The 22,095-nt window shown below is 67.7% G+C and carries 22 protein-coding genes and 2 pseudogenes; 15 read left to right on the forward strand and 9 right to left on the reverse strand.

The genetic code is table 11. The features are described 5' to 3' along the window. From AOK01_RS09630 to AOK01_RS09645, 4 genes and pseudogenes are all read left to right on the forward strand, one after another. Positions 1–603 (forward strand): annotated as a pseudogene (locus AOK01_RS09630) (hypothetical protein); the annotation flags it as partial. A gap of 161 nt (positions 604–764) precedes the next feature. Continuing rightward, the gene (locus AOK01_RS09635; protein ID WP_055510518.1) at positions 765–1,172 is read left to right on the forward strand and encodes a VOC family protein; all 408 of its coding nucleotides are present in this window, start codon (positions 765–767) and stop codon (positions 1,170–1,172) included. Between the two features lie 38 nt (positions 1,173–1,210). Then, the gene (locus tag AOK01_RS09640) at positions 1,211–2,344 is read left to right on the forward strand and encodes an LOG family protein (RefSeq protein ID WP_055510519.1); all 1,134 of its coding nucleotides are present in this window, start codon (positions 1,211–1,213) and stop codon (positions 2,342–2,344) included. A gap of 135 nt (positions 2,345–2,479) precedes the next feature. Beyond that, positions 2,480–3,163: an Ig-like domain-containing domain gene (locus AOK01_RS09645; protein ID WP_055510520.1), complete on the forward strand. Its 684-nt coding sequence runs from the start codon at positions 2,480–2,482 to the stop codon at positions 3,161–3,163. A 218-nt stretch (positions 3,164–3,381) separates the two neighbouring features. Here AOK01_RS09645 and AOK01_RS09650 read toward each other — a convergent pair whose 3' ends face one another. The 4 genes from AOK01_RS09650 to rlmN form a co-directional block, all read right to left on the reverse strand. Then, positions 3,382–4,431, reverse strand: a complete 1,050-nt coding sequence (locus tag AOK01_RS09650; RefSeq protein ID WP_055510521.1) for an ABC transporter ATP-binding protein — start codon at positions 4,429–4,431, stop codon at positions 3,382–3,384. A 2-nt stretch (positions 4,432–4,433) separates the two neighbouring features. After that, the gene (locus AOK01_RS09655; RefSeq protein WP_055510522.1) at positions 4,434–6,035 is read right to left on the reverse strand and encodes an ABC transporter permease; all 1,602 of its coding nucleotides are present in this window, start codon (positions 6,033–6,035) and stop codon (positions 4,434–4,436) included. 125 nt (positions 6,036–6,160) lie between these two features. Beyond that, positions 6,161–7,279, reverse strand: a complete 1,119-nt coding sequence (locus AOK01_RS09660) for a thiamine ABC transporter substrate-binding protein (RefSeq protein WP_055510523.1) — start codon at positions 7,277–7,279, stop codon at positions 6,161–6,163. A gap of 244 nt (positions 7,280–7,523) precedes the next feature. Beyond that, on the reverse strand, positions 7,524–8,630 hold the full coding sequence (gene rlmN / locus AOK01_RS09665) for a dual-specificity RNA methyltransferase RlmN (RefSeq protein WP_055510524.1): 1,107 nt from the start codon (positions 8,628–8,630) through the stop codon (positions 7,524–7,526). Between the two features lie 289 nt (positions 8,631–8,919). On the opposite strand from rlmN, the gene AOK01_RS43465 reads away from it, so the two are divergent. The 3 genes from AOK01_RS43465 (at position 8,920) to AOK01_RS09675 (ending at position 11,846) form a co-directional block, all read left to right on the forward strand. Further along, positions 8,920–10,569, forward strand: a complete 1,650-nt coding sequence (locus AOK01_RS43465; RefSeq protein ID WP_157871240.1) for a HEPN domain-containing protein — start codon at positions 8,920–8,922, stop codon at positions 10,567–10,569. A gap of 240 nt (positions 10,570–10,809) precedes the next feature. Further along, positions 10,810–11,277 (forward strand): GntR family transcriptional regulator, encoded by a 468-nt coding sequence (locus AOK01_RS09670; RefSeq protein ID WP_055510525.1) that lies wholly within the window; start codon positions 10,810–10,812, stop codon positions 11,275–11,277. After that, positions 11,274–11,846, forward strand: a complete 573-nt coding sequence (locus AOK01_RS09675; protein ID WP_055510526.1) for an HD domain-containing protein — start codon at positions 11,274–11,276, stop codon at positions 11,844–11,846. Before AOK01_RS09670 ends, AOK01_RS09675 begins: the two co-directional genes overlap by 4 nt. Here AOK01_RS09675 and AOK01_RS09680 read toward each other — a convergent pair. Next, positions 11,834–12,307 (reverse strand): NUDIX hydrolase, encoded by a 474-nt coding sequence (locus tag AOK01_RS09680; RefSeq protein WP_055510527.1) that lies wholly within the window; start codon positions 12,305–12,307, stop codon positions 11,834–11,836. The genes AOK01_RS09675 and AOK01_RS09680 overlap by 13 nt on opposite strands. A gap of 2 nt (positions 12,308–12,309) precedes the next feature. Then, on the reverse strand, positions 12,310–13,083 hold the full coding sequence (locus tag AOK01_RS09685) for a helix-turn-helix domain-containing protein (protein ID WP_055510528.1): 774 nt from the start codon (positions 13,081–13,083) through the stop codon (positions 12,310–12,312). Positions 13,084–13,698: 615 nt separating this feature from the next. Here AOK01_RS09685 and AOK01_RS09690 point away from each other — a divergent pair. The 7 genes and pseudogenes from AOK01_RS09690 to AOK01_RS46490 all read left to right on the forward strand — a co-directional run. After that, positions 13,699–14,472 carry a DUF4097 family beta strand repeat-containing protein gene (locus AOK01_RS09690; RefSeq protein WP_055510529.1) on the forward strand — a complete coding sequence of 258 codons (774 nt, stop codon included), beginning with the start codon at positions 13,699–13,701 and terminating at the stop codon, positions 14,470–14,472. A gap of 111 nt (positions 14,473–14,583) precedes the next feature. Beyond that, positions 14,584–14,895, forward strand: coding sequence for a hypothetical protein (locus tag AOK01_RS09695; RefSeq protein ID WP_055510530.1), 312 nt, complete (start codon positions 14,584–14,586; stop codon positions 14,893–14,895). Continuing rightward, positions 14,892–15,338 (forward strand): Pycsar system effector family protein, encoded by a 447-nt coding sequence (locus AOK01_RS09700; RefSeq protein WP_055510531.1) that lies wholly within the window; start codon positions 14,892–14,894, stop codon positions 15,336–15,338. Before AOK01_RS09695 ends, AOK01_RS09700 begins: the two co-directional genes overlap by 4 nt. Beyond that, on the forward strand, positions 15,335–16,366 hold the full coding sequence (locus tag AOK01_RS09705) for a DUF2637 domain-containing protein (protein WP_055510532.1): 1,032 nt from the start codon (positions 15,335–15,337) through the stop codon (positions 16,364–16,366). The genes AOK01_RS09700 and AOK01_RS09705 overlap by 4 nt, the downstream gene beginning before the upstream one ends. Beyond that, positions 16,363–17,145 carry a hypothetical protein gene (locus AOK01_RS09710; RefSeq protein WP_063792761.1) on the forward strand — a complete coding sequence of 261 codons (783 nt, stop codon included), beginning with the start codon at positions 16,363–16,365 and terminating at the stop codon, positions 17,143–17,145. Before AOK01_RS09705 ends, AOK01_RS09710 begins: the two co-directional genes overlap by 4 nt. After that, positions 17,145–17,528, forward strand: coding sequence for an RRQRL motif-containing zinc-binding protein (locus AOK01_RS09715; protein ID WP_055510533.1), 384 nt, complete (start codon positions 17,145–17,147; stop codon positions 17,526–17,528). The genes AOK01_RS09710 and AOK01_RS09715 overlap by 1 nt, the downstream gene beginning before the upstream one ends. A 467-nt stretch (positions 17,529–17,995) precedes the next feature. Next, positions 17,996–18,720 (forward strand): annotated as a pseudogene (locus tag AOK01_RS46490) (tyrosine-type recombinase/integrase); the annotation flags it as partial. A 21-nt stretch (positions 18,721–18,741) separates the two neighbouring features. Here AOK01_RS46490 and AOK01_RS09725 read toward each other — a convergent pair. Further along, positions 18,742–19,290 (reverse strand): hypothetical protein, encoded by a 549-nt coding sequence (locus AOK01_RS09725; RefSeq protein ID WP_157871242.1) that lies wholly within the window; start codon positions 19,288–19,290, stop codon positions 18,742–18,744. A gap of 156 nt (positions 19,291–19,446) precedes the next feature. Between AOK01_RS09725 and AOK01_RS09730 the strand changes: the two genes are divergently transcribed. Then, positions 19,447–19,995 (forward strand): hypothetical protein, encoded by a 549-nt coding sequence (locus tag AOK01_RS09730; RefSeq protein WP_157871244.1) that lies wholly within the window; start codon positions 19,447–19,449, stop codon positions 19,993–19,995. A gap of 374 nt (positions 19,996–20,369) precedes the next feature. Here AOK01_RS09730 and AOK01_RS09735 read toward each other — a convergent pair whose 3' ends face one another. Continuing rightward, entirely contained in the window at positions 20,370–21,533 is a 1,164-nt protein-coding gene (locus AOK01_RS09735; protein WP_079103298.1) for a phosphatidate cytidylyltransferase, read from the reverse strand. Further along, positions 21,533–22,090 (reverse strand): ribosome recycling factor, encoded by a 558-nt coding sequence (gene frr / locus AOK01_RS09740; protein WP_055510561.1) that lies wholly within the window; start codon positions 22,088–22,090, stop codon positions 21,533–21,535. Before frr ends, AOK01_RS09735 begins: the two co-directional genes overlap by 1 nt. Positions 22,091–22,095: the final 5 nt, after the last annotated feature.

Here is a 22,095-nt window from a genome sequence, read left to right on the forward strand (position 1 = left end):
CCCGGCGCCCTCCCCTGGGGCGCCGCCGTGCTCGCCGCCGGTCTCGCGGTGGAGGCGTACGCCGGCCGTACCGCCCCCGCTTCCGGCGGGCCCACGCTGCCCGGCGGGTTCGACGGCGGCTCGCTCGGGGTGCTCGTCGGCTGGGTGCTCACCGCGATCGGGCTCGCGCTGGCCGGGCCCGCGCTCACGCACCTGTGCGGCAGGCTGCTCCAGGCGGTACGGCCGGGCGCGCTGCGGCTGCTCGCCGGGCGCGTGCTCATGGAGGAGGCGACCCGCATCGGCCGCCCGCTCGGCGTGGTGTGCGCGGTGGCGTCGGGTGCGTACGCCATGGCCTTGCTCTACACCGGTACGCACCCCGACGCCGGGCCGCTCACCACGCTCGGCGCGCTGCTCGTCGCCGGGTGCTCCGTGGCGACGCTCCTGACCGCCGCCGTCGAGGCGAGGGACGCGCGCGCGGACACCACGGCGGCCCTGCTGCGGATCGGCGCGCCCCCCGCGGCGCTGCGCGCCGCGGCCGCTCTGCGCGCCGGCGTTCTGCTCGCCGTCCTCACCCCCCTGACCTGGGCCATCGCGGAGATCGCGGCACTGCCGCTGGCCCGCTGACAACGTCGTACAGGTCGGAGACGCCAGGCAGGTCGGGCGGGTCGGGCAGGAGGCGATCGCCCGCGCGTACGAAAAGAAGTCCACGGACACCGATGATTTTCTGCCGGCGCCCGGGTCTATCCCTCCGAACAGCAACGCACGCACCCGACGGAGGACCTCACATGTACCAGCAGATGATTTTCGTGAACCTGGCCGTGAACGACGTGGACGCGTCCAGGAAGTTCTTCACGGAGCTCGGCTACACGATCAACGACCAGTTCTCGGACGAGAACTGCGCGTCCGTCGTCATCAGCGACACGATCGTCGCGATGCTGCTGAACAAGCAGCGCTACGCGGACTTCACGAAGAAGGAGATCGCGGACTCGACGAAGACGAGCGAGGTGCTCCTGTGTCTCAGCGCCGAGAGCCGCGAGAAGGTGGACGAGCTGGTCGACGGGGCGATCGCGGCGGGTGGCTCGGCGAGCGGGGAGACCCAGGACCACGGCTTCATGTACGGGCGCGCCTTCGACGACCCGGACGGCCACACCTGGGAGGTCATGTGGATGGACCCGGCAGCCGTCCAGGGCTGAACCGGCCGCGCTCACACCGGCCGTGCTTACATGGGCGAGTGCAGACGAGCCCCGCCCATGTGGCCCACCACAACGACCAAGAGATCGAGACGCTTGAGGAGTTCGACGCGACGGTCTCGGCCCGCGGCAGCCTCGCCGGCTTCCGCGTCCAGGCCGTCGATCTGACGGACCGTACGCGTGAGTTGCTCGCCTGCGACACCGCGGGCGCCGTCTTCCTCGGCTGCCCGATGCGGGAGAACGCCGCGGCGAAGGTCCGCGCCGACGGCGCCCTGGTCTTCCCGCCCCTTCCCGACCTGCCGTTCGACCCGTACCGCGGCCATGTCTACTCGCCCGAGGAACTGTTCGACTCCCTCGACAAGGGCTACGAGGAGACGCCGGACGCCCTCGCGTACGACTGGTTCCGGCGGACCGGGGCCGACCGGGACATCTACGCGTCGATGCTGCGCTCCGTCCACGACGACTCCGTCTCCGACGCACTCGACGAACTCCTGCGCGGGGCGCGGGTGGTGGGCGTGATGGGCGGGCACGCGATAGCGCGCGGCTCGGCGGCGTACGGGGGCGCGGCCAGGCTCGGCCGGGCGCTCGCCCGCGCCGGGTTCACGGTGGCGACGGGCGGCGGCCCCGGCGCCATGGAGGCGGCGAACCTCGGCGCGTACGCGGCCCCGTACCGCGACGGCATGCTGGACGAGGCGTGCGAACTCCTCGGAAAGGCGCCCTCGTTCGTCCCGTCGGTGACCGACTGGGCGCGCGCCGCCTTCGAGGTGCGCACCCGGTGGCCGAAAGGCAACACCTCCGTCGGCGTTCCCACGTGGTTCTACGGGCACGAGCCGCCGAACGCCTTCGCCTCGCACATCGCCAAGTACTTCGCCAACGCCACCCGCGAGGACGGCCTGCTGGCCCGCTCGAACGCGGGCGTGGTCTTCCTGCCCGGTGCCGCCGGAACGGTCCAGGAGATCTTCGACAACACGACCCCCAACTACTACGAGTCCCGCGGCGAACCCACCCCGATGGTCCTGGTGGACCGCGCCCACTGGACGGAGCGCCTGCCGGCCTGGCCCCTCCTCCAGGCCCTGGCCCGCGACCGCCCGATGGAGTCCCGCATCACGTTGGTGGACCGGATCGAGGAGGCGCCGGAGGCGCTCGACCGCCTGTCGCGTGTAAACGAAACCTAAAAGCAGGGGTCAAGACGGACACACGGATTGACAACCGGAGACGGTGCCCAATAAACCTGTGAGGCGTCTGGGATTGTTGTTTCGCAGCAACTCCCTTCAACCCCCCTCGTTTTGTGCATCCCGTGAAGGGCAATCGTGTCCATATCTCGCCGTACCGCACGTTCCGTGCGCATTCTCGGAGTTGCCTCCGCATCGGCCGCGCTCACGCTCGGCCTCGCCGGCAACGCGCTCGCCTGCAACATCAGTGAGTTCAGCGCCGTCGCCAAGTGCGACGGCACCAAGGGCGTCATCAGCGTCACCGACAAGGACCCGTCGGGCGTCAAGGCCAAGGTCTCTGTCTTCCGGTCGAACGACGGCGGCGAGAAGCTCGTCGGCGAGCAGGAGGTCGAAGGCACGCGCGAAGGCGTGACCATCGACTTCTCCGAGGACTGGAAGCCGAACACGACGTACCGCGTGCACGTCAAGGCCGGCAACCAGGTCGACGAGGACATCAAGGGCGGGCTCACCACCCCGTCCGAGGGCTGCGAGTCCCCGGAGGAGTCCACTCCTCCGGCGTCCCCGTCGCCTTCGGAGAAGCCCTCGCAGGAGCCCTCCTCGCCCTCGGACGCCTCGGAGGCCCCGAAGCCTTCGGCAGCGGAGAGCTCCCCCGCCGCGTCGACCGGGGACAACGCTCCCTCGCCCGCGGGTGACTCGAACCTCGCCGAGACCGGCTCCAGCTCCAACACCGGTGCGATCGCCGGGATAGCGGCCGCGCTCGTGGCGGCCGGCGCCGGCGTGATGTTCGCACTGCGCCGCCGCGGCGCAGCGAACAACCGCTGACACCACCCTGGCTGCACCTGTAGTGGCCCGCCCCCGCACAAGGGGGCGGGCCACCGCTGCGTTCGGCTTCCGAGAGCACCGGGCGCCCCGTAAGGGGCGCGGGGAACGGCGCGCCAAGCCCCCACCGGCCTGTGGGCCACCACAACGCGTCCTCCGCGAGCCAGGCGTCCAGGGACGGGGTCGCTGTCCGCAGGCCCCTGTGACCCCCGCGAGGGGCGTCATGGCCGCAACCAGGCCGCCGCCCGGCCCCCCGCGAGTACGACAATTTCCGCCGCGTCGAAGGCCACCCCGACCTCTTCCCCGGTCTCAGGCGCCTCCCGCAGCGCACACGCCGCCTCAAGCCGCGGTGCGGCGCCCTCCGGCTGCAGTTGTACGGCCACGTGGGTGCCCCGGAAGGTCCGTGCGGCCACCGTGCAGCGCAGCCCCTCCTCGGCCGGTACGAGCCGTACGCCCGCCGGCCTGACAAGGAGCGTGACCTCGCCCTGCGGGGCGTCGGAGGGCGCCGGCAGCTTGCCCCACGGGGTGTCCGCGGCCTCCCCGCTGACCGTCGCCCCGGCCACGTTCTCGAAGCCGAGGAAGCGGGCCACGAACTCGTCTGCCGGGCGCTGCCAGACCTCAAGTGGCGTACCCGACTGGGCGATCCGCCCGTCCCGCATCACGACGACCCGGTCGGCGAGCGCGAAGGCCTCGCCCTGGTCGTGGGTGACCGCGAGCACGGTGGTGCCCAACTCGCCGAACAACTCCCGCAGTTCGACCACCAGTCGCTCACGCAGTGACCGGTCCAGCTGGCCGAGCGGCTCGTCGAGCATGAGCAGCCGGGGCCGGGGAGCCAGGGCGCGGGCGAGAGCGACCCGCTGCTGTTCTCCGCCGGAGAGGCAGGCGACGGCCCGCCCGTGGGCGCCCGGCAACCCCACGAGTTCGAGCAACTCCCTCACCCGTACGGCCTGTCGGCCCTTCGACTCGCCGTGCATGCGCAGCCCGAAGGCCACGTTTCCGGCCACATCGCGCTGCGGGAACAGCTGGTGGTCCTGGAACATCAGGCCGACGCCCCGCTTGTGCGCGGGCACGCCGTCGAGGTCGCGGCCGTCCAGGAACACCCGTCCGTCGTCCAGGTGCTGCAGCCCGGCGACGGCCCGCAGCAGCGTCGACTTGCCGCTGCCGCTGGGCCCGAGGACGCACACGATCTCGTGCTCGGCGACATCGAGGCCGACGTCGTCGAGCACGGCCCGCCCCCCGAACCGTACGGTCGCTCCATCGAGCTCAAGCATCGTCAGAACTCTCCCGTCCGGTCGGTGCGAAGGCGTTCGAGGACCAGCAGCGCCACCGCGCACACCACCATCAAGATCGTCGAAAGGGCCATGGCCTGCCCGTAGTTGAGGTCGCCGGCCCGCCCGAGCAGCCGGGCCACGGCGACCGGCAGCGTCGGGTTGTCGGGCCGTGCGATGAAGACCGTCGCGCCGAACTCGCCCAGCGACACGGCGAAGGCGAACCCGGCCGCGACCAGCAGCGCCCGCCGCACCATCGGCAGGTCGACCTCGCGCCACACCCGCCAGGGCGAGGCCCCGAGCACCGCCGCCGCCTCGCGCAGCCGCCCGTCCACCGCTCGCAGCACCGGCAGCATGGTCCGTACGACGAAGGGGACGCCCACCAGCGCCTGCGCGAGCGGCACCAGGATCCAGGTGCTCCGCAGGTCCAGCGGCGGCTCGTCGAGCGCGATGAGGAAGCCGAAGCCGACGGTCACGGCGGAGACGCCGAGCGGCAGCATGAGCAGCGCGTCGAAGCCCCGTACGAGACGTCCGGCGTCCCGGCGGGTGAGGGCGGCAGCCGCCAGTGAGCCGATCAGCAGCGCGATGGCGGTCGCGGCGAGCGCGTACCGCAGGGAGTTGCCGACGGCCTCGATCGGCGGCACCAGGAAGAGGCTTCCCTCGTTGGCGGTCAGCGCCTTGTAGTAGCCGAATCCGGGGGCGTCGAGCGACCGCTCGACCAGGACGGCCAGCGGGAGGACGAGCAGGACGGCGATGCTGCCGAGGACGGCGGCGAGCAGCGCCCACTGCCCCGCCCCGCGCGGCCGGCGCGCGGTCGTGGCGGCGTCGACCAGGCGCAGGGCCGTCTCCCGCCGCCGTACGGTCCAGGCGTGGACGGCGAGGATCGCGCCCACCGCGGCGAACTGGACGATCGTCAGCACGGCGGCCGTGGAGAGGTCGAAGATCTCCGAGGTCTGCCGGTAGATCTCGACTTCGAGCGTCGAGAAGGTGGGGCCGCCGAGGATCTGCACGACACCGAAGGAGGTGAAGGTGAAGAGGAAGACCATGAGCGCGGCGGCGGCCACGGCCGGGCCGAGCGCCGGCAGCGTCACCTTGCGCCAGGCCGCGAACGGCGAGGCGCCGAGCATCCGCGCGGCGTCCTCCTGACGCGGGTCGAGCTGCGACCAGAGGCCGCCGACCGTGCGGACGACGACCGCGTAGTTGAAGAAGACGTGCGCGAGCAGGATGGCCCACACGGTGGTGTCCAGGCGTACGCCCCACAGCTCGTCCAGCAGCCCGCCCCGCCCGAGCAGCGCCAGGAAGGCGGTGCCCACGACGACCGTGGGCAGCACGAAGGGGACGGTCACAACGGCCCGGAGGACCTGCCTGCCCCTGAAATCGAAGCGCGCGAAGACGTACGCGCCGGGGAGCGCGATCAGCAGCGTGAGCGCGGTCGAGGCGAGCGCCTGCCAGGTCGTGAACCACAGGACGTGCCGGATGTCCGGCTGCGCGAGAACGTCCCAGATCCGCCCGAACCGCCAGACGCCGTCGACCTTCAGCCCACGGGCGGTGATCGCCACGACCGGATAGGCGAAGAAGACCCCGAAGAACGCGACGGGCACGGCCATGAGACCGAGCCGAGCCGCGCTTCCCCTGTTCGCCGCGCTCCCCCTGGGCGAGCGCGGGCGCGTACGAAGCCGCGTACCCGGCTTCGTACGCGGCTCCGCCTCGGGCTTCACCTCGGGCTGCGGCTCTACTTCAGTACGAGCGAGGTCCATGACTTGACCCACTCGTCACGGTTGTCGGCGATCCTGGCCGGGTCCAGGGTCTCGGGGTTCGCGGCCGCCGGCCCGTACTGCGTGAACGAGTCGGGCACCTTGGCGCCCTCGACCACCGGGTACACGAACATGTTGAGCGGCATGTCCTCCTGGAACTGCTTGCCGACCAGGAAGTCGATGAGCGCCTTGCCGCCCGCGGTGTTCTTCGCGTTGCTCAGCAGGCCCGCGTACTCGACCTGCCGGAAGCAGGTGCCGTCCGCGACACCGGTCGGCGCGGTCTTCGGCTTCGGGTCGGCGTAGATGACCTCGGCGGGCGGGGACGAGGCGTACGAGACGACGAGAGGCCGGTCGCCCTTGGCCTTCTTGCCGCCGGCGGAACCGGAGAACTCCTCGTTGTAGGCCTGCTCCCAGCCGTCGACGACCTTCACGCCGTTGGCCTTGAGCTTCTTCCAGTAGCCCTCCCAGCCCCCGTCGCCGTACTTGGCGGCGGTGCCGAGCAGGAAGCCGAGGCCCGGCGAGGACGTCGAGGCGTTCTCGGTGACGAGGAGGTTCTTGTACGCGGGCTTGATCAGGTCGTCGAAGGACGTCGGCGGGGCAAGCTCGTGCTCACTGAAGTAGGCCTTGTCGTAGTTGACGCAGATGTCACCGGAGTCGATGGGCGTGACCCGGTGCTTGTCCTGGTCGACCCGGTACGGCGCCTGGATCCGATCGGCGCCCTTGGCCTCGTACGACTGGAAGAGACCGTTGTCGAGGGCGCGCGAGAGCAGGGTGTTGTCGACGCCGAAGAAGACGTCGCCCTGCGGGTTGTCCTTGGTGAGGATCGCCTTGTTGACGGCCTGCCCGGCGTCGCCGTCCTTGAGGACGCGGACCTTGTATCCGGACTTCTTCTCGAACGCCTTCAGTACGTCCTTGGTGTAGGCGAAGGAGTCGTGGCTGACGAGGGTCACGGTCTTGGACCCCGAGCCCTCGTCGCCGGACCCGGAGTCGGACGACCCGCACGCGGCGAGCGCGACAAGACCGAGCCCGGTGGCCGCGACGACGGCCGTGACTCTACGGGTGACACTCGTGGTGCTTGTGGTGCTTGTGGTGCTCACTGGATTCCTCCTGGGTTGACCAGGAAGAGACGCGGCCCTGCCCGGGACCTCGATCGGATCCCGGGCAGGGCGCAACAGCTTGAGTAGTGACCGAACTTCCTACCCAGAATGACCTGGGCAAGGTTCAGAGGGTCTGCGGGCTCTCCCGCACTCTCAGCGCTGTGGCGCTCCCCTGTCGGAATATGAAGATGTCGGACCCTGTATGAAGACGTCGGGCCATGAAGACGTACGTATGCCCGCCAGACTACCGCTCGGTGGCCGCGAGCTGCCCGCAGGCCCCGTCGATCTCCTGACCACGGGTGTCCCGGACGGTGACGGGCACACCATGGGCGGCGATCGCCTCGACGAACGCCTTCTCGTCCTCGGGGCGCGAGGCCGTCCACTTGGAGCCGGGCGTCGGGTTCAGCGGAATCAGGTTCACATGCACCGGCTTGCCCTTGAGCATCCGCCCGAGCCGGTCACCGCGCCACGCCTGGTCGTTGATGTCCCGGATGAGCGCGTACTCGATGGAGAGCCGGCGCCCCGACCTGGCCGCGTACTCCCAGCCGGCGTCCAGCACTTCCCGTACCTTCCACCGCGTATTGACCGGTACGAGGGTGTCGCGCAGTTCGTCGTCCGGTGCGTGCAAGGAGATGGCGAGGCGGCACTTGAAGCCCTCGTCGGCGAACCGGTTGATGGCGGGGACGAGACCGACGGTCGACACGGTGATCCCGCGCTGCGAAAGGCCGAGCCCGTCCGGCTCAGGGTCGGTGAGGGCCCGGATCGACTGGACGACCCGCTTGTAGTTGGCGAGGGGCTCGCCCATGCCCATGAAGACGATGTTGCTGAGGCGCGCCGGGCCGCCGGGGATCTCCCCGTCACGCAGCGCCCGCATGCCGTCGACGATCTGGTGCACGATCTCGCCGGTGGACAGGTTCCGGTCGAGACCGGCCTGCCCGGTCGCGCAGAACGGGCAGTTCATCCCGCAGCCGGCCTGTGAGCTGATGCACATGGTCACCCGGTCCGGGTAGCGCATCAGCACGGACTCGACGAGGGTGCCGTCGAAGAGCCGCCAGAGGGTCTTGCGGGTGGTCTCCTCATCGGTGGACAGATGCCGCACGACCGTCATCAGCTCGGGCAGCAACGCCTCCTGGAGCTTGGCGCGCGACCCCGACGGGATGTCGGTCCACTGCTCCGGATCGTGCGCGAACCGCGCGAAGTAGTGCTGCGAGAGCTGCTTGGCGCGAAACGGCTTCTCACCGATCGCGGCAACGGCCTCTTTGCGCTCGGCGGGCGTGAGATCGGCAAGGTGCCGCGGCGGCTTCTTGGCTCCGCGGGGGGCGACGAATGTGAGTTCTCCGGGCTTAGGCATGGCTGTACCAGTGTCGCAGATCGATTCGTGTGACCTGGGCGCCAAGCCCTGCACGGTGGTCGTCGGTGGTCGACTCTGGTCGTCGTTGGCCCTCCTCCGACGGCCCACAGACGGCCCGCCCCTTGCCGACCGACGGGAGCGTTTCTGCAGGTTGGTGCCCCATAAGCATCGTGGCCGGACCAGCCGAGAACAAGGCTCCGATCGGGTGTCCGACCGGAGACCTCGGGAAGAATTCGGCGCCGATGGTGACTGGCGTAACATCCGAGCTCACGATTGGGGGACGTCGGACATGTCAACCACGCCAGATCATCCCGCACTTGCGCCGCAGGACCCGGACATGATGAGGCACCTTGACGAGCAATACGGTATGCGCTTTGTGCGCTACGTATTGGCCCTGCCTGATTCCTGGAATTTGGGCAATTCGGTGACCGTCACGCAAGCCGAGTGGGCTACTACACTGTATCAATTGGCAGTCTCAACGGAGCAACTAGACAAGGCAAGCCGATGGGTAAATCTTGCCGCCTTGATGAACCGCTACTTCGCCCCTCGTGACGTCTCTTTCGCCGCCTACATACGTGGGGAGTGCGGCGGGTCAACCGAAATACCAACCTACGAGAATGATGAAGTAGCCACAACCTTGGTCAAGTTTGCCAGCGACTCCTATGCTGCATTCATCATGAAACAGCCAGAGGATGAGTGGAATACGGGATCCATCGTCCATCACCACACCGAACAGCCCAGCATGGCCAACTTCTGCAAGGCTGTACTAAAGGACCAACAACTCAAGTTCCTTTTCCCCTCACACATCGAAAGCAATTGGGAAGAGAGCGACTTCACCAGCCTGCGCCAGGTTACTTCTCTGGTCTACTTTGAATCCGGCCAAGGCGGGAGCTTCTCGCTGCCACTACTCGCCTATAACCTGCTCAACTCCGCATACGTGCGGTGCATCATCTACGGCGATGACAGTTACGACGCGTACATAAAGATGGTGTCACAAGCCCTGGCTGACGCGCGCAAGATGGCGGCAGGACGCTCGGCAAAAATCCCAGTAGCGCTAGGCCTCTCGAACCTCTCACTGTCCGAGGTAGACCGGATACCGCTACCCAATGGCTTCCTCAGGAAGGTCACAGAGGAAGACAAGTACCATCTACCACCCAGGTTGGCAGTTGACGCTCTACTCATCCTTGAGACCCCGCTGAGGATCGCAGTCAAGACCAGACATCCTGACACCAGGGAAGACGAGAACCCGGAGACATGGGAACGCGTAGTTGAGCGCTCCCGAAAGTGGAACAGTTCCCTGCAGTGGGACATCGATTGCCACCACTTGGCATTCATGCTGGCCAATAGTGCCAACCATCGAGCAGCAGCTATTGAAATTTCTCGCGCAATTGTGAACCCGCTCCACGCAACACCTCATCTCTCATGGCGGGACGAACGGGTACAAACAGCGGCCGCCGTGATGGAGGTTGGACCTGAGAGTCGCGAAGCGCTTCGAAAGTGGGTGGATAACGTCACGTCTCGCCATCCGCGAACACTGAGAATCGCAATGCGCCGCATCCTCTCCGCGTCCACTTCGCGGACAGACCCCTCTGACTCCTTGGTTGATGCGGTGCTGGCCTGGGAGAACATGTTCAGCGATTCACCAGAAACCACGTTGCGAGTATGCGGGGCACTTTCACTCCTTTTGCAACCCAATGATCGAGAGAGCAGGAAAGCACTCAACCGAGAGTTGACAGGTATTTATGGAACTCGCAGCGCAATTGTGCACGGGAACGCGAACGAACCGGCTCCAGAGACGGTAAGAAGCCATGGCGATAGAGCACTCGAAGTCGCCGTTCAAGCCATGCGCCAGCTACACGAGAACCCGCACCTACTCAACTACAACAACTCAAGCGCACGCGGAAAAGATGTTCTTCTGGGCTTGGTGGATATCAGATAGAAGGCACAAGCAAGCCGCTACTTACTCCGAACCAATTTTCAAACTGTCCAGGAAGCGACATCCAGGCTAGAGGTCGACCCGCCTTCTATGCCTTACTGGACACGTGGGGCCACTGCGGCGGTGCGGGTGTTCCTCACAGTGGGGTCCTCCCTTGGATTCCACGAGTTTTGGGGCGACCATGAAGCAACCACAGCGTGCAAGGCTTGAGCCCGACAACGGCAAGACGGAGAGGGAGAGCGAGTGTCACAGCAGGCGAGCCCTCGGGGGACTTTCCTGAAGATCGCGGAGGTGGTGAAGGCTCAGATCGAGTCCGATCCGGCGATGGCGGAGCTTCCGTCGGCTGCGGACCTCATGCGTGATCATGGAGTGTCGCGCGGTGTCGCACTCCGCGTGTTCGGTGCGCTTCAGAGTGACGGGGTCGCGGAGCCGGTACCCGGCGGTCGCTGGCGGGTGGTGCGCGAAGGTCAGCGCGAGGATCGTCGTCCTCTCGCCGAGCGCATCGCAGACATCATTGCGGATGACCGCCTTGATGTCGGGGCAGAGTTCCCGAGTGCGTCAGCGTTGAGCGTGAAGTTCGGCGTATCGCGACCCACGGTGAGCAAGGCTCTAGACAAGTTGGAGGCGGCCGGGTGGCTGTCGGAGGGAAGCCAGGGCAAGGTGCGAACGGTGCGCGCCGTACCGAGCCGAGAGGAGCGTCTCCAGCGGTGAGCCGCACGGGACTGACGGAGTGGGCCTACCCGCTCGCAGAGTCGCTGCTCGCTGAGCCGCTGCCCCGCCGCTGGAAGCACTCCCTGGGAGTCGCGGAGCGAGCGCGAACCATTGCTGCCGTGCTCGGCTCGGACTCAGAGCTATTGGAAGCTGCCGCGGTGCTCCATGACATCGGCTACGCACCGGACCTGGCCAAGACCGGCTTTCATCCACTGGACGGCGCCCGGTACCTCCGCGACGTGGCACAAGCCGACGAGCGGGTCATACGCCTGGTCGCACACCACTCGTGCGCCTGGATGGAGGCGGAAGCCCGAGGGCTCCGCGAGGAGTTGGAGTCAGAGTTCCCGCGCGAGACACCGGAACTCACGGATGCCCTCTGCTACTGCGACATGAACACCACGCCGGACGGCACCACGACTGGCCCCGTCGACCGCGTGAACGAGATTGCGGGGCGCTACGGGCCAGACAGCCTCATCGGCACGTTCATCCGCCGCGCCGAGCCCGAGATCCTGGCAAGCACGGCGCGCGTGCTCGAACGGCTCGCCGCCACCCAGCGTCAGCCGATGTAGGGAGCCATCCGCGTCCGGTCCATCGCGTGCTGAATCCTCAGTTGCATGGTCGGGTGAACGTCGTACTGAGACAGGTCCGCTGGATCGACCCAGCGGACCTGAGTCGTTTCGTTGCTCGTACGGACGTCGCCACCCACCGGCCGCGCACGGAAGCACATGCTGAACTGCTGTCGGACCTCGCCGTCGTCGTACTGAAGCACGTGCGCGGGGTCGGTGTAGATCCCGCACAGCTCGATGACCTCCACCTTGATGCCGGTCTCTTCCCAGACCTCCCGCACCACGGTGTCGCTGATGAACTCGCCTGCATCGTGGCCCCCGCCGGGAAGCGCCCAACGCCCGTTGTCGGAGCGCTTGATGAGGAGCACCTGTCCCGCAGAGTTCTGCACGAACGCTACGACGGACGGAACCACCGAATTGGCCGGCGGGGCGTCGGGGTTGTGGAAGTGATCGATGCGTCCCATGCTCAGGCTCCCTTGAAGTCGGCTTCCGTTGCCTGGCGTGCTCCTCCCCAGGTCTGTTCGATGCTATTGGCATAGGTGTCGAACAGGCCGCCGCCCGGCAGTCGCCGTAAGTGAAGAACAGGAGCCATGTACGCGGCGACGCCGTAGACATGGGTGTTCACCAGGATCTCGTCATCCGCGCGGTACAGGGAGTTGTAGAGCGTGGCCTCATGCAGCCGAAACCCTATCTCCGGATGACTCTCGAACAGCGGGCGGTAGTTGACCAGGGCGTTACGGATCTTGCCGTCCATGATGCCGTGCCCCTCATCGATGCCGCGCTGCTTCACTGCTGGGCACTTGGGATCCCCCAGCAGGATGCGCACCTGCGTCGGCCCCATGTGCCCTCCCAGTTCCACCTTCTTCCTGAGGAGGTCAAGGAATTGGGGGTCCTCGGATAGAAACAGCCCTGAGTACACGAGGACATCGAGATACCGCTCAGCACGCCCGTACATCTCGCGCCAGAGCCCGGACGGGACCATGTGGCGGTGCGGATAGACGGTAACGATCTCCGCCTTGCTCAGGTCTGCGGCACTGTCCACGGCACGGGTGTCGTCCCACAGGGTCGTCACGTCCACCTTGAGCGCCGACGCCGTTGCGTACTGGTGTCGCCGGTAAGGCACCTTCCCCTGCGTGATCCAGCGCTCGACCGTCTTTGGGTTGACCTCGATCTTCTCGGCCAGGTCGTGCACCGTCATGCCGCGCGCCAACAGGGCTGACCTCAAACGCTCGTTGGACATCTCTACCCCCGATGGGACGTCTAGGGACCTCTTGACGGTAACGAGATCGACCTGAGCTGTGCCATGGACGGGGTGATCAACTCCCCTGACCTGCAGCGATTCTGATGGTGCGCCAAGAAGTCCCGACTCAAAGCCAAGAAATCTTGTCGGCCTACTTGACGCCACCTCGATGCAGTACCTGTAATACAGGTGCCGCATGTGGGCCCGGAAGGGCTTCACCGGCTGTGTTCGCAAGTGCTTGACCTGCAAGACCGCACGACCCAGGAGCCCCGCATCGGACGGGGGGAGGCGACCCGGCGCCTTGGCATTCACCGGAGGGCTCAGACCGAAAGGTCACGTCTCCATACGCCTACTTCGAGGCCGGACAGCTCTACCTGACACGGGAGCGCGGTCGCGATGAAGGAGACACGCACCACCCCAACTTCCGCCGCACCTTGGTGCGCCGGCCGGTTGCCTGAACTGCACCTCTCGCAGGTGCGGTGAGGGGGAGCCGCGCTCCGTTGGCTCGCAAGGCACGACCACATCGAGGGACGGCCGTCTCTCACCACTTCACGACCGCGGCCGTCCCGTTCGCACGTTCCGTGTCCCACTCCAACGCCCTTGAGGAGCTTGACCATGACCGAACGCACCTTAACCTCGCAGACCTCCGGCCCGATCGTGCTGGGCATGTCGCTGCCGGTCGGCGACGTCCGTGTGCAGGTGCTCAGCAGCGTCACGACCGCCCGCATCACGCTGCACACCGACGACAGCACGGGGCCCGCGGCCGACGCGGTCAACCGGGCCCGCACTCGCCAGGACGGGCAGGCGCTGGCCGTCGAGGTGCCGGAGATGCCGGGCAACGTGATGGTGCAGAGCACCCGCGGCAACCGCATCGTGCAGAGCGTCGGCACGGTCTACGGATCGGTGACGGGCGTGACCATCATCAACGGCCGCGTGGTCACCGGTGGCGGCAGCAACATGCAGACGGTCAGCCCCATCACGGCCACGGTCACGCTGCCCGTCGGGTCTTCCCTCGCGGTGGTCTCTACCTCCGCGGACGCGTTCGTGTCCGGCGACGTCGACCGGATGGAGTTCCGCTCCGTCTCCGGCGACCTGGACGCCGGTGGCGTCCGGCAGCTCTCCGCGAACACCACCTCCGGAGACATCAGCGTCGGCCGCGTGACCGAGCAGGTCGCCGCCCACTCCGTCTCCGGCGACATCGAGGTGCACCTCTACAACGGCCGCGCCGCGAACCTGAACACCACCTCCGGCGACATCGCCGTGACGGCCACCGGCGCCGCCTCCGGCACCGTGAGCGCCCACTCCGTCTCCGGTGACGTCCGGATCTCCGGCGCCCGCCACCTGAGCGTGTCCGCCAACAGCGTCTCCGGGCGCGTCCGCAACCGCTGACCCGCGCCACCGCCCCGCACGGGGCCGCTCATCCCCCCGGGCCGGTCGCCTCTCACCAACCACCGCGACCGGCCCGGCCTTCCCTGTCCCTCCATCTTCCGGAGATCTGTCATGCGTAGCTACATCGGTCACCACCTGGTCGTGAACGACGTCGAGTTCGAGGAGCTGGCGTTCGGCTTCGACGAGTGGCCCACGGGCCTGGACATCGAACTGTTCCGCGGTCCGCTCCGGCCGGAGACGGCCGACCAGCGGCAGGCGCGTGAGGACGCGGCCCGCGACATCATCACCGACCTGTTCGAGCAGGGCGAGGCCGGTGACGAGACCGCCGCCTGGGACGCCCTGTACGCCGACGCCCTCACCCACACCGTGCCCTTCCTGAAGGCCGCGGCCCGTGCCGAGAGCACCGGATCGGAGGCGACATGAGCGCCCAGGACACCATGCTCGCCGCCGCTCACGCGGAGGTGAAGGCAGAGATCACGCGGACCGACACCAAGACCGGTCTGCTGCTCGCGTTCGTCGGTGCGGTCCTCGCCGGATCGTGGACGGTCGCCAAGGACATGCCGCTCAACCTCGCCGCCTGCCTCGCGGGCGGTCTCGGCATGACGCTGCTGGTTGCGGCGGCCGGTCTGCTGCTGCGGTCGGTGCGCCCGAACCTGCGCGGTAGGCACGGCTTCCCGCTGTGGGCCACGCTCACCGCCGAACAGATCACCGCCGCCCTGGCCACCGACCGGGCCACGGACATTGCGGGCCTATCCCGTATCGCGGTCGCCAAGTTCACCGGCCTGCGCCGCGCGGTCGACCTGACCTGTGCAGGCGGCACGCTGCTCATCCTCGCAGCCCTGACCACCGCGGGAGGTGCGGCATGAACGCCACACCCCTTACCCCCGAGGCGCCCGCTCCTGGGGTGCCGCCGCTGACCAAGCCTGAGATGGGGCTCGCCGGTATCGGCGCGCTCGCCGCGGCCGGAGTCGGCGCGCTCGGTCTGATCTCCTCCTTCGACGCCGTGTCCGAGGCTGCAACCCGCTGGGGTTTCAGCGAGGCATGGATGCTGCCGGTCGGTATCGACGTTGCTATCCCGGTGTTCACCGTGGCCAACCTGCTGTTGATCCGGATGGACATGGCGCTCGCGTGGGTGCGGTTCGTGCCCTGGGTGCTCACCCTGATCACCTGCGGGCTCAACGTCGCCGCCGGACACGACGTGTGGGCGAAGGTCGCTCACGGCACCATGCCGCTGCTGTGGGTCGTGTTCTCCGAGATCGGCGCGCACATCTACGCCGTCCGCATCGGCGCGGCCACCGGCCGCCGCATGGAAAAGATCCGCTTCTCCCGCTGGCTGCTGGCCTTCCCTTCCACGTTCGCGCTGTGGCGCCGGATGACGCTGTGGGAGGTCACCTCCTACACGGAGGCGCTGGCGCGGGAGAAGGAGCGGCAGTTGGCCCGCGCGGACCTGCGCGAGCGCTACGGCCGCAAGTGGCGGACCAAGACCCCGCGGCGCGAGCGCGTGATGCTGCGCATGGGCGACCTCACCCCCGGCATTGAGCAGGAGACGCCCGCACCGCCCCCGGCGGGGAATCGGCCGGCACAACGGCCCGCGGCCACGCCGCGCCCGCGCCGTCAGCCCAAGCCGAAGCCCAAGGGCACTGCGCAGCGCTCCTTTGAAGAGCTGCTGAGCGAGGCGCGCACGCTCACCGCGGAGTGGACGGATGCGGAGCTGAACGCGGAAGCCGTCCGTACCGCGGTCCACTGCTCGGCCGCCAACGCCCGCAAGCTCCGTGACGCGCTGAAGACCGAGCGCGCCGACGGCCGCCCGCTGCACGCGGTCGACAACGCCGTTACCGGTTCGCGTCAGTCCGACGCGACCGACAACGACAGCATCGAGGGGGCGGCGGCATGAGGCACGTGGTTATGTGGTCGGGCGGCATCACCTCATGGGCCACCGCCCGTCATGTGGTGGCCGAGCACGGCACGGCCAGCACGGTCCTTCTCTTCGCCGATACGAACGCTGAAGACGAGGACCTGTACGCGTTCAACGACCAGGCCAGTGCCCAGCTCGGCATCCCGCTCACCCGGGTTGCCGATGCTCAGGAACGCACCCCCTCGCAGGTGTTCGCAGACAAGCGCTGGCTTGGCAACACCCGCCTCGCTCAGTGCGCGCTCGAACTGAAGCTCAAGCCCTGCCACGACTGGCTGACAGCCGAGACCGACCCGGCGGACACGATGCTGTACGTCGGTCTCGACTGGTCGGAGCCGCACCGCATCCCCGGCAACCGCGCCAAGTGGGCGCCCTGGCCTGTCGCGTACCCGCTGACGCAACCGCCGTACTACGACAAACCGCAACTGCGAGCCCAAGCGCGGGCGGCCGGTCTGATCGACCCGCGCCTGTATCGGCTGGGGTTCGCCCACAACAACTGTGGCGGCGGCTGTGTCAAGGGCGGAAAAGCCCAGTGGATACGGCTCCTGGACGTCTTCCCCGAGCGGTACGCACGGCACGAGGCGTTCGAGCAGCGGATGCGCGAGCAACTCGGCAAGGACGTGTCCATCCTGCGCGACCGCACCGGTGGGCAGACCAAACCACTCACGCTGGCCACGCTCCGGACCCGCATCGAGCAGCAACCCGACCAACTCGATCTCTTCGATGAAGGCGGATGCGGCTGCTTCACCGAGGTCGCCTGATGTCCGCGTTATGGGGGAAGTGCTACGACCCGACCGGCGCGCTTCACGGGGTGCCCACCTACCCGTGGCGTCTGGCGCCGGATGGTCTGGCGACCCGTCGCCAACTCCGAGCGCAGGGTTTACGGCCCGGCGGACAGCCGATCGCGGCACAGGTGATGCGAGGCAACCGGCGTGCCGGTGGTGTGCGCGTCGCGTACCTCTACCGCGAGGACCTGGCCAAGCCGGTCCGGCCGATGACGTCCCGTAAGTGGGGCGCGCTCGCGCTGGCGATGCTCGCCCGCCGCACCTGCCCCCGCTGCCGGATCGATGTCGGCTACTGCATCCCCACCTCGTACGGCATCTGCGGTCTGTGCATCGCCCTCGAAGAACAGCGCGCCGCCTGACCAGTCCAACCATCCTCGCGCGGGGTCCGTCCGCCCACCTCCTACAGCGACGGCCGGACCCCGCCTTCCCTCCCGAGAGAAGGAACTGTCAGTGAACCAGCCCGACGACAACGAACTGTTCAACCGGCTCGAAGCAGAGATGACCGCAGACTCCGGCGGCGAGGTAGTCGACCTCGACAAGGCGCGGTCGGCCCGTACCGAGTCGGCCGACCCGACCGCCCGACCCGACGCCGACCCGTCGGCCGACTCCGCGCCGGACCGGTCGGCTGCCGAGTCGGGCGCCCCGACCGCCCGTGTGATGGTCGACCAGCCGACCGCCAAGGCGGCCGGTCCGGGCTACCTCGGTCGGCTGCTCGCCGCGCGGCGCCGTCCGGTCGTCCCGGTGTGGCTCAAGTCGCTCGCGGAGCTGAAGACCGCCACGGCGTGGGTGGCCCGTCACTACGCCCACTCGGTCGGATACCACGCACTGCGCTCCCCGGTCTACGCCGCCCGCCTCACCTTCCAAGCGCCGTCCGGCGCCGCGAAGTTACCCTCGCAGGTTCACGCGGTACGCAAGGCGCTCCCCGAGCGATATCGCTCCATGGTGGACGTCGGCGCAGGGTGCGGACTCCGACAGGGCGAAATCATCGGACTCGCTGAAGACGCCCTCGACTTCGAGGGCGAGATTCTGCGAGTGGTCCGACAGGTGAAGCTCATCCGCGGGAAGGCCGTGTTCGCCCCGCCGAAGTGCAACAAGGAGCGAGACGTGCCGCTGCCGCCGTCGGTAGCTGAAACAATCCGCGCGCACGTGGACGCGTACAAACCCGTTGAGGTCACGCTGCCGTGGCGGAAGCCGGATGGCCCGAAGGTCTCGGCTCGACTCCTGTTCACGAATACAGCGAACTGGGTGGTCTGGCGCAGCAACTTCAACATCCAGGAGTGGAAGCCGTCGATCGCTGCGGCAGGCCTGATCACGGAAGCCGGTGAAGACGGCAAGTACCAGTCGGCGCGCGAGCACGGCATGCACGCACTGAGGCACTTCTACGCGTCGGTACTGCTGGACGCTGGAGAGAGCATCAAGGCCGTCAGCCAGTACCTCGGACACTCTGACCCTGGCCTAACACTCCGCGTTTACGCGCACCTCATGCCGTCGAGTCAGGAGCGGACCCGCCGAGCCGTGGACACGGTCCTTTCGAAGCACTCAGTCACGTAGCCCACGGGCTGGCCACAAGACTCAGCGTATGCTCGCAGAGTTCAATCGGTGCCGCGCTTGGAGCTCCAGGCGTCGGCGCTGGGCATCAGCGGTCTGGGGAGTAGGACGCGGCATCCGCTGTTCCCTCAGGCTGGCACCCAGGCAACTGATAGCTTCACCCGACACGTTGTAGGCGGCAATTCTCCTGGTGCGGTAGTCGTCCTCCGCGCTCTGGAACGCCCTCATGCTGGCGAGCATGACGTCGCCCAGACGGGTGCGGAGTTGATCGTCCGGGAGCCGTACCAGAGCCTGCTCAATGCGTAGATGGTGCTCCATCGCCTCTTTCCGGAACGGAAGCATCTCGTCCTCGCTAGCGCCTTCCTCTGGATACCTTCTCGCCAGATTCAGCAGGGCAACAAACTCGGTCGTAAGCGTGTCGGCCGCTTCCTTGGCGAGCTCCGCGCGCCGTTGATCACGGGCAAGCGAGCGTTGATGACGGTGCGCGATCGTCGTGGAGATGATCGCGCCCGCTGCCCCCACTGCTGCCCCTGCCAAGCCCGAAGCAGCGCCTACCCACATACCTGCGTCCACGGATTCATTCTCGCGTGTCAGCAGAGGCTGAGGGCATTCTCCGCGCAGGTTGGTAGGGCACAGGGCGGTCGCAGTTCTTCGAACCGTCATCCGTCCTCAGCTGTGAACTGGCCGAGGACAGCCCCATGGAGTTGGCCCCATCGGCATGATGGCGCCGTGAATGTAGAAATGTTGGCGGCACTGTTTGGCCTGGGCGGCACTCTGGTGGGCGCGGCGGTCTCAACGGGGGCGGTGGTCTGGCAGCAGCGCAGGACGGCGCACGAGGCTGAGCGTACGTACTTGCTGGGCCTGGCGGAGATGGCGGCCAATGAAGTGATCCGGTTGAGCTATGAAATTCAGGAGCACTTCGGAGACGGCCGCCCTCCTGGCCGACCGATGCCGGGGGGCAAGGAGTGGGACAAGGAACTTCAGCGCATGAACCGCGAACTCCAGGAACAGTCTCTCCGGTTCGCTGACCCGGATGTACGCCTATTTCTCGAACACTGCTACAAGGAGCTGATGATCCATGGTGCTTCCCTCTGCGTAAGAGGGTTTCCTCCCATGCACGTCATCCTGTTCCACGACCTAAAGATGGTCATGGGCACGGTGCTTCGTCGCGAGCCTTTCCCTCAGGCCGCCATGGAACGACATCCAGACCCGCAGTACAACCGCACGCCGGACGGGCCAGACGCCCGTCCTAACGGCCCACTCCTGACCGGTTTGTGATCGGGATGTCTGCCGTGCTGGCCGATTGAAGGGTTGCGGTCCTCCTCCGCGAAGCCCCAGCCCGATGGCCTAGCACGCAGCCTTCTTCCGGCCGATTCGTCATGCAAGCGCGGTCAGAACCGGGCGCTGCGCTCATCCATACGGCCCACAGACGGCCCAGCAGTCCCGAACAGGCCCATTGCCAGAGCTAAACATCCAGGTCAGGGGCATGTTTCTCCCGGACCACTGCAAGTTCTCCGGGCTTAGGCATGGCTGTACCAGTGTCGCAGACGTGGGAGGAGGGACCCGCCACCCTGTGGACAACGAGCCCCTCACGTACATCTCTGCAGGTCGGCAACTGTACGCAGCGGCTGCCGGCCAGGTCTCACCGACCGTCAGCCCGACCCGACGAAGATCACCAGTAGCAGCCACACCACGGGCGCGGTGGGCAGCAGTGAGTCCAGGCGGTCCATGATTCCGCCGTGGCCCGGCAGCAGGGTGCCCATGTCCTTGATGCCCAGGTCCCGCTTGATCATCGACTCGCCGAGGTCGCCGAGCGTGGCGCTGACCGCGACCGCGAGGCCGAGGAGCAGACCCTGCCACCAGGTGCCGTCGTCGATGAGGAACTGCACGCACAGCGCGCCCGCCACCATGGCGAAGGCGACCGCGCCCAGCAGGCCCTCACGGGTCTTGCCGGGACTGATGCGCGGGGCGAGCTTGTGCGTGCCGAAGCGCCAGCCGACGGCGTACGCGCCCGTGTCGCTGACCACGGCCAGCAGCAGGAACGTGAGGACCCGCCACGTACCGTCGTCGGCGGCGAGCATCATCGCCACGAACGTGGCGAGGAACGGGATGTAGAAGGCCGCGAAGACCCCCGCGGTGACGTCCTTGAGGTAACCCTCGGGTGGTGCCGTCATCCGCCAGACCAGGACCGCCAGCGCGGTGAGCGCCATCGCCACCCAGGCACCCTCGGCGCCGCGGACGTACCCGGCGACGACCATCGCCGCGCCGCCGAGCGCCAGCGGCACGAGCGGCGCCTTGATGGCCTTGCGCTCCGCGAGCCTCGACGTGAGTTCCCACAGACCGACCACGACAGCGACCGTTATGACGCCGACGAAGGCGGCCTTGACGACGAACAACGACGCGACGATCACGGCGGCGAGTCCGACGCCGACCCCTATGGCAGCGCCCAGGTCGCGGCCCGCGCTCTTCTTCTGCGGCGGCGCGGGTACGGGCTGTGCGGCGCTGGACATCGGCTCCTGCGGATTCTGCGAGCTCTGCGGATTCTGCGACAGAGGCCGGAACGGTGGCGTCGACGGCGACGATGGCGTCGGTGTCCCGTCACGGAACGGGGGGCCGCCCGTCGGAGCAGCCCCCCGGTCGTCATCCTGGTCTCCGCCATGCGCGGGTACGTCGGGCACGATGGGCATGGGGCGAGTCTGCTGCGCGTGGTGCGCATCGTACGCGGGACCCGCCGGGGCAGACCCCTGGACAGGCCCCTGGTCGGACGGCCCCCAGTACCCGGCTTGCGGCGGCGCCCCCCAGGAAGAGTCGTTCATCAGACCTCTAGCAGCTCTGATTCCTTGTGCTTGAGCAGCTCGTCCACCTGAACGACGTACTTCGCGGTGGTGTCGTCGAGCTCCTTCTCCGCACGGCGGCCCTCGTCCTCGCCGACCTCGCCATCCTTGATCAGCTTGTCGATGGCGTCCTTGGCCTTGCGGCGTACGGACCGGATCGAGATCTTGGAGTCCTCGGCCTTAGTACGGGCCACCTTGATGTAGTCCTTGCGGCGCTCCTCGGTGAGCTCGGGGAACACCACCCGGATGATGTTGCCGTCGTTGCTCGGGTTGACGCCGAGGTCCGAGTCACGGATCGCCTGCTCGATGTTGCGCAGCGCGCTCTTGTCGAACGGGGTCACCACGGCCATGCGCGGCTCGGGCACCGAGAACGAGGCCAGCTGGTTGATCGGTGTCAGCGCGCCGTAGTAGTCCGCCACGATCTTGTTGAACATCGCCGGGTGCGCACGGCCGGTGCGGATCGCGGCGAAGTCCTCCTTGGCGACCACGACGGCCTTCTCCATCTTCTCCTCGGCCTCGAGGAGGGTCTCTTCGATCACCACTT

The organism is Streptomyces aurantiacus (assembly GCF_001418335.1).
Classification (GTDB): Bacteria; Actinomycetota; Actinomycetes; order Streptomycetales; family Streptomycetaceae; genus Streptomyces; species Streptomyces aurantiacus.

Bases quoted from the DNA above. Each gene is read 5' to 3' on its own strand.
- AOK01_RS09700 (WP_055510531.1), top strand. From the start codon at position 14,892: ATGAGCGCCCAGGACACCATGCTCGCCGCCGCTCACGCGGAGGTGAAG.
- rlmN (WP_055510524.1), bottom strand. From the start codon at position 8,630: ATGCCTAAGCCCGGAGAACTCACATTCGTCGCCCCCCGCGGAGCCAAG.
- AOK01_RS09710 (WP_063792761.1), top strand. From the start codon at position 16,363: ATGAGGCACGTGGTTATGTGGTCGGGCGGCATCACCTCATGGGCCACC.
- AOK01_RS09685 (WP_055510528.1), bottom strand. From the start codon at position 13,083: ATGTCCAACGAGCGTTTGAGGTCAGCCCTGTTGGCGCGCGGCATGACG.
- AOK01_RS09735 (WP_079103298.1), bottom strand. From the start codon at position 21,533: ATGAACGACTCTTCCTGGGGGGCGCCGCCGCAAGCCGGGTACTGGGGG.
- AOK01_RS09695 (WP_055510530.1), top strand. From the start codon at position 14,584: ATGCGTAGCTACATCGGTCACCACCTGGTCGTGAACGACGTCGAGTTC.
- AOK01_RS09715 (WP_055510533.1), top strand. From the start codon at position 17,145: ATGTCCGCGTTATGGGGGAAGTGCTACGACCCGACCGGCGCGCTTCAC.
- AOK01_RS09650 (WP_055510521.1), bottom strand. From the start codon at position 4,431: ATGCTTGAGCTCGATGGAGCGACCGTACGGTTCGGGGGGCGGGCCGTG.
- AOK01_RS09705 (WP_055510532.1), top strand. From the start codon at position 15,335: ATGAACGCCACACCCCTTACCCCCGAGGCGCCCGCTCCTGGGGTGCCG.
- AOK01_RS43465 (WP_157871240.1), top strand. From the start codon at position 8,920: ATGTCAACCACGCCAGATCATCCCGCACTTGCGCCGCAGGACCCGGAC.
- AOK01_RS09655 (WP_055510522.1), bottom strand. From the start codon at position 6,035: ATGGCCGTGCCCGTCGCGTTCTTCGGGGTCTTCTTCGCCTATCCGGTC.
- AOK01_RS09680 (WP_055510527.1), bottom strand. From the start codon at position 12,307: ATGGGACGCATCGATCACTTCCACAACCCCGACGCCCCGCCGGCCAAT.
- AOK01_RS09635 (WP_055510518.1), top strand. From the start codon at position 765: ATGTACCAGCAGATGATTTTCGTGAACCTGGCCGTGAACGACGTGGAC.
- AOK01_RS09690 (WP_055510529.1), top strand. From the start codon at position 13,699: ATGACCGAACGCACCTTAACCTCGCAGACCTCCGGCCCGATCGTGCTG.